The sequence below is a fragment of the Xanthomonas campestris pv. badrii genome (assembly GCF_012848175.1).
GTDB lineage: Bacteria > Pseudomonadota > Gammaproteobacteria > Xanthomonadales > Xanthomonadaceae > Xanthomonas > Xanthomonas campestris_C.
The window spans coordinates 4540860-4553363 of sequence record NZ_CP051651.1 but is presented as its reverse complement, the minus strand read 5'-3'; the positions used below and the strand labels follow the sequence as shown (position 1 = coordinate 4553363).

The 12504-nt window shown below is 69.9% G+C and carries 10 protein-coding genes and 1 other RNA gene; 4 read left to right on the top strand and 7 right to left on the bottom strand.

All coding sequences use genetic code 11. The annotated features are described in order from the left end of the window. Positions 1-20 precede the first annotated feature (20 nt). The 3 genes from HG421_RS19305 to HG421_RS19295 are packed head-to-tail and all read left to right on the top strand — an operon-like array spanning position 21 to position 5283. Positions 21-1220, top strand: coding sequence for a BatA domain-containing protein (locus tag HG421_RS19305; RefSeq protein WP_169707755.1), 1200 nt, complete (start codon positions 21-23; stop codon positions 1218-1220). After that, entirely contained in the window at positions 1217-3493 is a 2277-nt protein-coding gene (locus HG421_RS19300; RefSeq protein WP_169707754.1) for a hypothetical protein, read from the top strand. The genes HG421_RS19305 and HG421_RS19300 overlap by 4 nt, the downstream gene beginning before the upstream one ends. Then, positions 3490-5283, top strand: a complete 1794-nt coding sequence (locus HG421_RS19295; RefSeq protein ID WP_169707753.1) for a carboxypeptidase regulatory-like domain-containing protein — start codon at positions 3490-3492, stop codon at positions 5281-5283. Before HG421_RS19300 ends, HG421_RS19295 begins: the two co-directional genes overlap by 4 nt. Before the next feature lie 155 nt (positions 5284-5438). On the opposite strand, the gene HG421_RS19290 is transcribed toward HG421_RS19295, so the two are convergent. Both HG421_RS19290 and HG421_RS19285 read right to left on the bottom strand, forming a co-directional pair. Further along, a complete protein-coding gene (locus tag HG421_RS19290; protein ID WP_169707752.1) occupies positions 5439-6143 on the bottom strand; it encodes a DUF938 domain-containing protein in 705 nt (234 codons plus the stop codon). A gap of 164 nt (positions 6144-6307) precedes the next feature. After that, entirely contained in the window at positions 6308-7102 is a 795-nt protein-coding gene (locus tag HG421_RS19285; RefSeq protein WP_169708272.1) for an EcsC family protein, read from the bottom strand. Positions 7103-7270: 168 nt separating this feature from the next. On the opposite strand from HG421_RS19285, the gene HG421_RS19280 reads away from it, so the two are divergent. After that, the gene (locus HG421_RS19280) at positions 7271-7729 is read left to right on the top strand and encodes an SRPBCC family protein (protein WP_169707751.1); all 459 of its coding nucleotides are present in this window, start codon (positions 7271-7273) and stop codon (positions 7727-7729) included. Positions 7730-7751: 22 nt separating this feature from the next. On the opposite strand, the gene HG421_RS19275 is transcribed toward HG421_RS19280, so the two are convergent. From HG421_RS19275 to HG421_RS19255, 5 genes are all read right to left on the bottom strand, one after another. Continuing rightward, positions 7752-7818, bottom strand: a non-coding RNA gene (locus HG421_RS19275) — sX9 sRNA. 61 nt (positions 7819-7879) lie between these two features. Beyond that, positions 7880-9370 (bottom strand): glycine betaine/L-proline transporter ProP, encoded by a 1491-nt coding sequence (proP, locus tag HG421_RS19270; RefSeq protein ID WP_169707750.1) that lies wholly within the window; start codon positions 9368-9370, stop codon positions 7880-7882. 535 nt (positions 9371-9905) lie between these two features. Beyond that, complete coding sequence (locus HG421_RS19265) at positions 9906-10235, bottom strand: thioredoxin family protein (RefSeq protein WP_169707749.1); 330 nt, start codon at positions 10233-10235, stop codon at positions 9906-9908. 315 nt (positions 10236-10550) lie between these two features. Then, positions 10551-10949, bottom strand: a complete 399-nt coding sequence (locus HG421_RS19260; protein ID WP_169707748.1) for a host attachment family protein — start codon at positions 10947-10949, stop codon at positions 10551-10553. A 251-nt stretch (positions 10950-11200) separates the two neighbouring features. Then, complete coding sequence (locus HG421_RS19255) at positions 11201-12241, bottom strand: AI-2E family transporter (RefSeq protein WP_169707747.1); 1041 nt, start codon at positions 12239-12241, stop codon at positions 11201-11203. Positions 12242-12504: the final 263 nt, after the last annotated feature.

The window sequence follows — 12504 nt, the reverse complement described above, 5'->3', positions numbered from 1 at the left end:
ACCGCCAGGCGGGTGCCGCAGTGAACCTGATGCTGCTGCTCCCCGCCGGCCTGGCCGCGCTGGCCGCGCTGCTGCTGCCGCTGCTGATCCATCTGGCCCGGCGCAGCGAACACCGGCCGACCGACTTCGCTGCGTTGCGCTGGTTGCGTGCGATGCCGCGCCCGCGCCACCGCGTGCGTTTCGATGAATGGCCGCTGCTGCTGGTGCGCTTGCTGTTGCTCGCCGCCGTGGCGCTGCTGCTGGCCGAGCCGGCCATTCGCGAGCTTCAAGATGCACGCCGGCGCGTTGCGCTGAGCCCGGGGGTCGCAGTGGCCGCCGCACGCCAGCTCGGCCACGCCGCGAACGCGCAGTGGGTGTGGCTGGCGCCGGGCTTCCCGCCGGTCGATGCAGATGCGAATGCCGATGTACCGAAGACACCCGTCACGCCTGCGGGCGCGGCACCACCGGTCTCCAGCCTGTTGCGCGAACTCGATGCCAGCCTGCCGCCGGGCGCGGCGCTCAGCGTCATCGTGCCGGCCCAGTGGGGCCCGCTGGATGCGCAACGCCTGCAGGTGTCGCGCCAGGTGCGCTGGCAGGTTCTGCCCGGCCAATCGCCAATTGCTGCGCCCGCCGCTGCCGCGCCGCTGCGCCTGCAGGCGATTGCCGACGATCGTGCCGCACCGGCCTTGCGCTATCTGCGCGCCGTGCATGCCGCCTGGGCGCTGCCGGGCAGCCTGCCGGTGGGTGCGCCGGCCGATGCGCAGCCTGCGCGCTGGGCAGCCGGCACCGTGGTGGCCTGGCTGTCGCCCAGCGCCCCGCCGAAGTCCGTGATGGCCTGGGTCGCAGCCGGTGGGCAGCTGCTGCTGGATGCGCAGACACCCGTTCCACCCAGCCTCGCCGCGACCCTGCAGCCCGTGCAACAGGCTGCCGCTGGCGCGCCATTGCTCGATGCCGCAGCGCTCGGCCGCGGACGCGTGCTGCGCTGGGCCGCACCGCTACAGCCGCGGCAACTGCCGGCGTTGCTGGATGCCGATTTCCCCACCCGCCTGCATGACGCCCTGCAGCCGCTGCCCACACCACAGCGCGCGCTGGCGCAGACCCAGCAACCGCAGCGCGGCGCCGCCACTCGCCTGAGCGCCGCCCCCTGGCCGCTGGCGCCATGGTTGATCGGCCTGGTGCTGCTGCTGTTCGCGCTCGAACGCTGGCTGGCCACCTCCCCGCGCCGGGCCACCGCCGCATGAGCACGCCGGCGCTGCAGCAGGCGTGGCAGGCGGCGCGGCGGCGCCAGGCCGCAGGCGTGCTGCTGTTCGGGCTGCCGCTGGCGGCGGTGCCGGCGGCGCTGGCGTGGCGGGCCGGTGCGCCGGCAGCGGTGATTCCGCTGCTGCTCCTGGGCCTGCTGGCAGTGCTCGGCGTGGCAGCGCTGGCGGCGCGGCGGCTGGACCAGACCTGGCTGATCCGCCGGCTGGACCGCGATCCCGATCTGGAGGACAGCAGCGATTTGCTGTTCGCCCCGCTCACCCAGCTCGGTCCGCTGCAGGCCCTGCAACGGCAACGCCTGGAACAGCGCCTGCGCAGCCGCCCACGCGACCTGCGCCCGGCCTGGCCGTGGCGGCGCTTGTGGCCGTGGAGCCTGCTGGGCGTGCTCGCCTGCGCGGCGCTGCTGCTGTGGCCGCCCCCGGCCACCCAACGCACGCCGCCAGCCGACCGCATTGCCGCCGCGCGCGCCAGCAGTGGCGCGCCCGCGCTGCGGCACGCGCAGCTACGCAGCAGCCCGCCCGCCTACACCGGCCTGCCTGCCACGCGCTTGCCCGGCCTGGACGCGAAGGTGCCGGCCGGCACGCGGCTGGACTGGCAACTGCAGGTCAACCCGGCGCCGCGCAGCGTGGCGCTGCGGCTCACCGACGGCCGCACCGTCGCACTGGCCCGGCAAGGCGGCAGCGATACGTGGCAAGGCCACTGGATCGCCGAGCGCGCCAGCCTGTACCGCGTCCTCATCGACGGCGGCCTGGCCGACCGCCAGTTGCACCGGCTGGACGTGCTGCCCGACCGCCCGCCGCAGGTGCGCGTGCTGGCGCCCGAGCAGAGCCTGGTGCTGTGGTCGCCGGCCAATGGCAGCTGGGCGTTGCGCTTCGAAGCCAGCGACGACTACGCGGTAGCCACCAGCGCCGAACTGCGGCTGACCCTGGCCCAGGGCAGCGGCGAGAACATCACCTTCACCACCCAACGCCGCACGCTCACCGGCAGCGGCCCGGCCCGGCAACGCAGCTTCGCCACCACCCTGCAGCCGCAAGCCCTGGGCATGGCCGCCGGCGACGACCTGATTGCCCAGCTCATCGTCCACGACACCCGCCAGCCCGGCCCGCAGGAAGGCCGCAGCGCCAGCGTGATCCTGCGCTGGCCGCCGCCCGAGGTGACCATGGCCGCCGGTCTGGAGGCCAGCGTCAAGCAAACCTTGCCGGCCTATTTCCGCAGCCAGCGCCAGATCATCATCGACGCGCAGGCGCTGCTGAAGGAACAACCGCGCCTGGACGCCGCCGCGTTCCTCAAGCGCTCCGACGCCATCGGCGTGGACCAGCGCCTGCTGCGGCTGCGCTACGGCCAGTTCCTGGGCGAAGAGAGCGAAGGGGCGCCGCAAGGTCCGCCGACCGCCGACGCGCCACCCACCAGCGACGCCCCGGCCGACGACCTGCCGACTGCCGACATGCCCACCGCCGATGCGCCAAGCACGCCCGCCGCTCCTGCAGGCAGCCACGCGCACGCCGGGCATGACCACGACGATCACGACCAGGCCAACACTGCCGAACCAGGCACCGCCGCGCTGGACGATCACGATCACGACCACAGCGGCGGCCATGGCCGGCCCGAGCGCAGCGGCTTCGGCCAGGCGCAGGACGTGCTGGCCGACTTCGGCCATACCCACGACCATGCCGAAGCCGCCACCCTGCTCGATCCCAAGACCCGCGCCCTGCTGCGCGCCGCACTGGACCAGATGTGGCAGTCCGAAGGCGCGCTGCGTCAGGGCCACCCAGAGCGCGCTCTGCCCTATGCCAACAAGGCGCTGGGCTTCATCAAGCAGGTGCAGCAGGCCGAGCGCATCTACCTGCCGCGGGTAGGCACGCAGCTGCCGCCGATCGACCCCAGCCGACGCCTGAGCGGCAAGCGCGATGGGTTGGGCAACCGCGCCGCCGGGCTGGACAGCCGCCCGGACCCGGACCCGTCCGCGTTGCAGCTGTGGGAGGCGCTGGGCGAGCCAGCCACGGTGCCCGACGCCACCCTGGCCCGCTACGCGCAATGGCTGCAAACCCGGCAGGACCAGTTGCACGACCCGCTGAGCCTGGCCGCCGCCGTGGAAACCCTGCGCGCAGACCCCGGCTGCGCCAGCTGCCGCGCCCAGCTGCGCGCCCAGGTCTGGCGCACCCTGCTCGCCCCACCCACAGCACCGCATCGCCGCGCCGCACCCGACGCCCGCGGCCAGCGCTACCTGGATGCACTGCGCCGGGAGCCGCAACCATGACGCCCGCATTGCCCTGGCTGGTCGGCGCGGCGTTGCTGCTGGTCGCCTGCATCGGCTGCGTGCGCCTGCTGCGTGCACACGCCCGGCAACCGCGTTCGCGCACCCGGCTCTGGCTGTTGCTCACTGCCCAACTGCTGCTCGCCGCATTGCTCTATCCGGTGCTGTTGCCCCCGCCGCGCGCCGCCAGCGGTGGGGAACTGCATGTCGCCACCGCCGGCACCGCCGCCGCGCACATCCCTACCGGCGATGCTGCGCGCTGGGTCGCCTTGCCCGAGGCGCCCGCGCTACCTGGCGTGGCGCGGGTTCCGGATCTGGCCACTGCGCTGCGGCGCGCACCCGGCACCACCGCGCTCATCGTGCATGGCGATGGCCTGCCCGCGCGCGACCGCGAAGGCCTGCGCATCCCGCTGCGGCTGGCGCTCAACCCGCCGCCGCACGGGTTGGTCGCCGTATCGACACCACCGCCGGTGGCGCCAGGCGACCTAATCACAGTCGATGCGCAGCTCCAGGGTTGGCCGGGGGCGCGCGTGGACCTGCTCGACCCGGCCGCCCAGCGGGTGGACAGCGCCGTGCCCGATCGCGCCGGGCGCGTGCGCCTGCGTGGCTTGGCCCGCGCGCCCGGGCAGGTGCTGTTCGCCGTGCGCGCGCGCGATGCCGATGGCGTCGAACGCAGCCGCGTGGAGGTGCCGGTGCTGGTCGCCGCCGTAGCGCCGGCGCGCGTGCTGCTGCTGGCCGGCGCACCGCAGCCGGAACTGAAATACCTGCGCCGCTGGGCCAGCGATGCCGGGCTGGAGGTGCGCAGCCAGATTGCGATCGGCCCCGGCATCCAGCTCGGCGAGGGCGCCACCCTGGATGCGGCCAGCCTGGACCGGCTCGACCTGCTGGTGGTCGACCCACGCCGCCTGGTCGCACTGGGCAACGCGCAGCGTCAAACCGTGCACGCAGCGATCCAGCGCGGCCTGGGCGTGCTGGTGCGCACCGACGGGCCACTGGACGCCGGCACCCGCGCCGCCCTGGCCGAGCTCGGCCTTGCGGTCAGCGGCGGCAGCACCAGCAGCCCGGTGCCCGCACCGCAGCGGCTGGCTTCGCCGGCCCTGCCCACCGATCCAGCCTCCACCCCCGGCGATACCCCGACGCTGGCGCCGCTGCAACGTCGCGACCTGCAACCGCAGGCCGCCGACGCCCTGATCGCCGCACGTGCCGACGACGGCAGCGCCCTGGGCTGGTGGCGCGCCCGAGGCCGCGGGCGCATCGGTATCGGCCTGATCGAAGACAGCTTCGCGCTGGTGCTGGCCGGCCGCAGCGATCTGCATGCCGCGCTCTGGGCGCAGTTGTCCGGCGCCGTCGCCCGCCCCGGCGGCGGCGCCCCCACCCCGGTGCAGCAAGGCTGGTCGCAGCAACGCCTCACCCTGTGCGACCTCGGCGCCGACGCGTTCGTGACCGAGTCCAACCACACCCGCCAGCCGCTGCTGCCCGAGCGCAACGGCAACGCGCCGCCCTGCGCCGGCTACTGGCCCGCAACCCCTGGCTGGCAGCGCCTGCACAGCGGCGCCACGCCACGCTGGCTCTACATCCGCGCGCCCAAAGACGCCGCGGCCATGTACACGCAGCAACTGCGCGCCGCCACCATCGCCCTGGCGGCGGCCACCGCCTCTGCACCCATCGCCACTGCCGTCTCCCAACCCGGCGCGCGCTGGCCGTGGCTGCTCGCCTGGCTCAGTGTGGCGGCAGCGCTGTGGTGGGTGGAGCGGCGGCGACCTTGGCCACCGGTTGCGGTGGCAGGCGCTTGAACGTTCTACGCAAGCCGACGTTGCAGATGGCATTTCCCCGGGCGAGATAACCCGCTGCGGCAACCAACGCCACGCATGCGCGTACATCGCCCGCTGTTCCAGATCAGACAGCGCTGCCAATGACACCATCCGCGCTTAGCATCGATAAACGCTTCTCAATCGGCTGCGCTCGGCGAGCCGGCGATTCCATTCTCAACCGTCGTCCGCCGCCACACCCGGCAATGATTGTTCGCCGGCAACGCCACGTCGTCGATCAGCTGCAAGCCAACCGATGCCGCCAGCGCATCCACCGCTTCGGCATCACGGATGCCCGATGCAGGGTCGCGTTCGCGCAGCATCGCATCGAAGGCGCGGTTGCTGTCGCTGGTGAATTGACCATTGCGATTGAACGGCCCATACACCGCCAGCACTGCCTGCGGCGCCATCACTGCGGGTAAGCCTGCAAACAAGGCCTGTACCTGCAGCCAGCCCATGATGTGCAAGGTGTTGGCGCTGTAGATCGCATCGAAACCACGCTGGCCATCGCGCAGCACGGGCAAGGCTGGCAGTGGCGCCAAACCATCCGTCGGTGTCAGCACCGCCTGCAGGACGATCGGCTGCGGCGTGTTGGGCAGCGCGGCTTCATCCAGCCATTGCTGCATGCCCGGCAAATGATCGGCGTGGTCGCTGGCCTGCCACTGCAACCACGGCATCGCCGCGGCGAAATGTACCGCGTGCTGTCCGGTGCCTGCGCCGATTTCCAGCACGTGCTGCCGGTCGGCCAAGTGCCTACGCAACACCTCCAGGATCGGCTCGCGGTTACGCGCAGAGGCCGGCGAAAAGGGCTTGGTCATGATCAGGATCTGTCGTGGTGAAGACAATTAGCGCGTAGCGTAGATGTTCAGCGACAACCGCTCAGCAGCATGATGCTGCACGACTGGATGCAGTTGCCCTGCGCCGCAGGTTTCCCACGTCGACCGCACCGGCAACACGTCTTGCACTGTAGAGATGCACGCATTGTCAGCATCGCATGGCGTGGTCCGCATCAGCGCGGCGGTGGCAATGCGTCATACGCGCGCCGCACTGCATCTTCGCCGAACTGGCGCTCCAGCCGGCGCACGATGAAGTGGCCGCGCGCCATCGCCTGGAAGTGGCGAATGAAGACCGTGTTGAGCGTGGCACCGCTCACCGCGCCCACCAGCGGCACCGCCTGCACGGCGAGCTTCTCGCCCACGTTGACCGAGAACTTGGCGGCGATGCGCGACACCAGCGAGACCAGCGCCGGTGCGCCCTTGCTGGCAAAGCCGTGCGCGGCGACATGACGGGCGGCCGCACTGAGCTGCTGTGCCATGGCCGCGCGCACCGCGAAGTAGCCCGATTCGGTGCCATCGTCGACCGCGCTGCGGCCGCCGTGCGCCAGCACTTCCAGGCAGGCCAGCGCGGTGTCCGGGTCCTGCAGCGATTCGCCCTCGGCACGGGCGATATCGGCGATCGAGCGCAGCATCACCGTGGTGGTCAGCGGCAGCTCCACCATCAATCCGGGCAGGCCAAAGAAGCCGCCAGCGCCACCGGCCACCGCAACTGCCAGCGTATGGCGGGTGGTGGATGGCGGCTGTGGCGCGTCGGTCTTGCCGCGCAGGCTCAGCAGGGCCGACTTCATCGCCACCTGCAAGGCGCGGCGGGTGGCGGCATCGATGCTGCGGGTCACCAGCTTGGGCAGCCGCTTGCTGATCAGGCTCTCGATCGGCGCGCCCAGCGCGTTGGCCAGCTGGGCTGCCACACCGGGGTTTTCCAGTAACGCATGGGCGGTGGTCAGGTCGCGCTGCGCGGCAGCGTCCATCACCGGTATCGGAAGCGTCGTCATGCCTGCTCTGCTCACGGAAGGACCGTGCCGATGGTACCCAGCGCCATGTGAGCGCTGCACGAGCGGCGCGCGCACACCGTGCAAGGCTGCAATTGGCGGGCAAAATGCGCCATCATCGGCATCTATGCAGCCAATGCCCTCGACATGAAGCACGAGATCCGCCAGAGCGTCGTGATCGCCGCCGCACCGGAGGTGGTCTCCGCCGCGCTCTCCGAGCCGGCGCAACTGGCGCGCTGGTGGACGCGTGAGGTGCGCCAGGTCGACGGCCGCGTCTGCCTGGACTGGAGCGGCCATGGCTGGCGCGTGGAGCTGCGCATCGATGCCGGCGCCGACCACCGGCTGGTGTGCTGGCGCTGCGAGCGCTCCAACATGCTCGACACCAGCGCGTGGGAAGGCACGGTGATGCGCTTCGATCTGGTCTCCACCGGCGAAGGCACGCGCGTGGACTTCGTGCAGTCCGGCTACCGCGACTCGCCGTGCCTGGAGGTCTGCCGCCAAGGCTGGAAGTTCTTCCTTGGCAGCAGCCTCAAGCGCTACGTCGAAACCGGGCAGGGCATGCCGTATCCGGACATGCCCGATACCCGCGATCCGGCGCTGCGCTGAGCGCCGGCACCAGGCTGAGAGCGGCGACCACCACGTAGCGAACGGGCGTCAGGTCGGTGCGCAGGAACCGCAGTGGACGCGTGGCACATGCCGCGCCGCGCACCGGCCGCGCCCGCCTGGCGGCGAGCGCGGTTGGTGTGTTGGCTGCTCTCACGCGGTGCGCGGCTGGCCCACCGATAGCGGGTTGGTCAGCGGCAGTTGCGCATCCACCGTGACCGGGCTGTCGGCCTGCAACAACGCACGCGCCTCGGCGTCGCTGGCCACGGCCGGCGGCGAGCCGCGCAGCGGCAGGCCGGCGGTCTCGCGCACGAACAGCATTGTCACCAGGCCGATCGCCGCCGCACCCATCAGGTAATACGCCGGTACCAGCGGGTCGCCGGTGCGTTCCACCAGCCAGGCGGTGACCAGCGGCGTGGTGCCGCCGAACAACGACACCGACACGTTGAAGGCGATCGACAGCGCGCTGTAGCGCACCGGGGTGTAGAACAGCGCCGGCAGCGTGGACGGCATCGAACTGGTGAAGCACACCAAGGCCAGACCAAGCAGCATCAGCCCTGCGAAGATCAAGCCATCGTGTCCGCTGCCGATCAGCAGCAGGCACGGGACCGCCAGCGCAAACAGCGCAACGCAGGCACCGATGATCATCGGGCGGCGGCCCAGCCTGTCGCTGAACAGGCCGCCGACGATGTTGAGCGGCATCATCACCAGCATCACCAGGATGATCAGCAGCAAGCCCTTGCTCTCGGCATAGCCCATGGTGACGCTGAGGTAGCTGGGCATGTAGGTCAGCAGCATGTAGTCGGTGACGTTGAACACCAGCACCAGGCCCACGCACTTGAGCAGCTGCGGCCAGTGCAGGCGCAGCAGCGTCATCAGGCCCTGGCCGGCGGTCTCACGTTCGCGCTGCTCCGACTGCTCGGTATAGGCGCGAAATGCCGGGGTTTCTTCCAGCTTCATGCGCATGTACAGGCCCAGCAGGCCGAGCGGGCCGGCGATCAGGAACGGCACGCGCCAGCCCCAGTCCAGCATCTGCGCCGGGGTCAGGCTCATGTGCAATGCCGTCACGGTGGCGGCGCCGGCGATGTAGCCGCCCAACGTGCCGAACTCCAGCCAGCTACCCATCAGGCCGCGATTGCGGTCGGTGGCGTATTCGGCGATGAAGGTGGCCGCGCCACCGTATTCGCCGCCGGTGGAAAAGCCTTGCAACAAGCGCGCCAGCAACAGCAAGGCCGGTGCCCACAGGCCGATCCTGTCGTAGGACGGAATCAGCCCGATGCTGAAGGTGCCCAATGCCATCAGGATCATCGTGGCCGCCAACACCTTCTGACGCCCGTAGCGGTCGCCCAGCGGGCCGAACACCATGCCGCCGATCGGCCGCACCAGGAACGCCACGGTGAAGGTGGCGAAGGTGGCGATCAACTGCGCGGTGGGGTTGCTGGCCGGAAAGAACACCTGGCCCAGCGTCACCGCCAGATAGCCGTAAACGCCGAAATCGAACCATTCCATCGCATTGCCCAGCGCTGCCGCGCCAACGGCGCGGCGCAGCATGCCGCGGTCCACCACGGTGACCTCGTCCAGTTGCAGCTGGCGGCGGCGTTTGAACCAGCCAAAGTGCGAGGCAATCGCGCGCGTGTCGTGCATGTGCAGTCTCCAGAAACGGCCACCGCTACCTGCTCGTCCCGGCAACGCACAGGACACGGCCCATCACACGCACGGCATCAGCACATGCATTGCAACAGCCGGAGGCATTCCCGGACGGCCGCGTCAACTCAGCGGCGCTGCGGGACAGATGACCAAAGGGATGGGCGTACACCCAAGGGCTTGATCAGCGCGCCATGTTACACCAGCGTGCCGATCGCTGCAGGCGCGACCGCGCAACGTGCTCAATTTGCGGGGATTTCGCACGTAGCGCATGCTCTTACGTCCGCGTTGAGCGGATGACAGCACGTAGCGAGCAGTGTGCAGGTAGGTGAGGACAACGCGCCCAGAGGCGCAATGTATGCGGGCATCGCTGCCAAACACCGGATGCATCCGCCTGGCGGCTATGCAGTCGGTTTGTCAGCTGAGCTAAGTAGCGTGTAGCGACGTGCACCGCGCGTTGCATGCCATACGACACGTCAAAACTCATCACTTGGACATAGGACCCGTCCAACGCAGGCCCACACGCAACGCGATGTCACTGCGCATCCAGAGCCGATAGCAGCTGATGCAGATCTTCGCGTGTCTGCGGGCGCACGGAGCGTGCAACTTCTTCTCCATCGCGCATCAGGATCACGGTTGGCCACAACTTGACGTGGAACGACCGCCCCAACGGCCGCCCCTTACCGTCTTCGATCTTGCGGTAATCCACTGCGTCGTAACCGCCCAGCAGTTTCTGCAGCAGCGGCTGCGCGGCAATGCAGTGCCCGCACCAATCGGTGCCGAATTCCAGGATCTGCACGCCGGGCTGCGCATCGACGGCGCTACGCTCCGGTGCCTGCGTGGCGTACTGGCGAACAAACCCCATTGGCGCTGCCTCCGTGACTGAGCGTGATTGATACTGACAGCCTGCCACCCTTGCGTGCCTGGCATGTACTCAGGCACTGATCCTCGACACCTCCGATGCGCAGTCCAACGGCGGCTGGCATTGGCAAGGCATCTGATACGTTTTTGCTTTGGTTCACTGCGCCACGCATCTCTAGCATAGCGTGGCTTACATCGCCCAAGGCACGGTCATCAGGCAGGCGCGGTAAGAGCGGAGAGACCAAAAAGTGATCCAAGCGTTGGCCCGTCCAAACTGCAGCCGCGCACGCCTTACATGCAACCCGAGAGGGCGTTGCCCTCAGGACAGCGCGCGCTGGATATCTTCCAACGGCAGGTTGGTCAGGTCCTTGGCCAGGTCGCCCACCAGGCGCTGCTGGGCTTCCTTGTGCAGCAACGGGCGCACACGGCCCAGGGTGGTCGGGTCGGCGACCAACACCAGGTGGGCGTATTCGTGCTTCAGGGCGCCATCGTTCAGGGCTTGCGACAGTTGCTTGGCAAAGGTCATCTCGTCCAGGTCAGTCTCGGTGAGATCGCGCGGTGCCTTGCCGGCCGGGCCTTCGTCGTCGACGTTTTGCACGTCGGTACGCGCGTGCTGGCGCAGGACCAGCCTGGCTTCGTCGCCGGTGTTGGTGAACCAGCGTGCTTCGCCGCCGTCGGCGACCACTACCAAGGCACCCTGAGGGATTTGCAGACTCATCCGATGTTCTCCTGATCTCTGTCGGCACGGCACGTGCTGCACCGCGTCGACTTCCACGCTAGGCGAGCAGATGTAAGCGTTGCGCCTAGCCGGCGTCAGCGTGGCGTTAGCGCGCGGTGGCCGAGGCAGGCATGGGCAATCCCAGATGTAGGCTGAAAAGCGCATGATCACGCGCAATGCCTGGTGAGCTTCGGGCGATGCGACGAGTGCGGGCCGATCCGCTGCGCGCACGCTGCACCCGCGCGCAGCCCCTACGGCTGTCTTTGCCCCGGGATCGAGGTGGGCGTGCCCGGCGCTTCCTGCACGTACAGCCGTTTGATCAGCACAAATCCCACCACCGTCAGCGGCGCAGCCAGCAACACGCCGGCCGGGCCGAGCAGGATGCCGATGCCGAACAGCGAGAACAGCATCAGCACCGGCGGCAGGTCCACGGTGCGTTGCTGGATCAGCGGGATCAGCACATTGCCTTCGATCTGCTGCACCACCACGAACAGGGCCGCCGTGGCCAACGCCATCTGTGGACTGACGGTGAAGCCCAGCAGGATCGCAGGAATCGCCGCCATGATCGGGCCGACGATCGGCACGAAGTCCAGCAACCCGGCGATGATGCCCAGTGCCAGCGCTCCGGGGATCCCCAACGCCCACAGGCCCAGGCCGGTGAGCACGCCCACCAACGCCATGGCCAGCAGCTGGCCGCGCAACCACAGCCGCAGGGCGGTGCCGCTGGCCTGCAAGGCGTCGTCGGTGGTTGCCCGCACATGCGCCGGCAGCAACAGCAGCACCCCGCGCCGGTACAGCTGCGGCTGCGCGGCCAGGTACACCGCGCCGGCCAGCACCAGGAACAGGTTGGCCACGCTGCCGGTGAGACCCAGCGCAAACGCACCGGCGCGTGGCGCCAGGTTGGACACGCGTGCCGGCGCCTGCCGGGTCAATTCGTCCAGCGTCGGTCCCAGCGGCCCGGCCGCGATCCAGTCGTGCAGCCGCGTCCATGCCTGCGGCAAGGTGCGCTGCAACGCGCCCACTTCCGAGGCCAGCTGCGCGCCGAACAGCCATAGCAAGGCGATCAATCCCAGCGCGAGCACGATGACCACCACCGCCAGCGCCCAGCCGTCGGACAGGCGCGTGTGGCGTGTCACCCAACTGGTCAGCGCGCGCAGCAGGACCGCCACCACGATCGCGCCGAACACCATCAGCAGCAGGTCCGAGAGGGTCCACAGCAGCCATGCGCAGCCCACCAGGGTCAGCACCACGATCACACGGACGACAAAGGCACGAAGCTCGGAAGAGGGCATGTGCGGCTCACACCAAAAAACGGCCGACAGCCTAGCGAGGACGACGAGAAGGCCATGTGCCCGCACCTGCGCAGGGTCGGCGCCGCTGGTCCAACAGCACGCGCCTCAGCCCAGATACGGCCGCTCGCTACTGAACAGCAACTGCTTGGCGCCCTCGCGCCAAGCCTGCGGGCAACGCTCGCCCAGCCATACCGCCGCCATCGCATACGCCAGTCCGCGCCCGACCAGGCTGACGCCGGTCAGGGCCGCATCGGCGTGCTGCT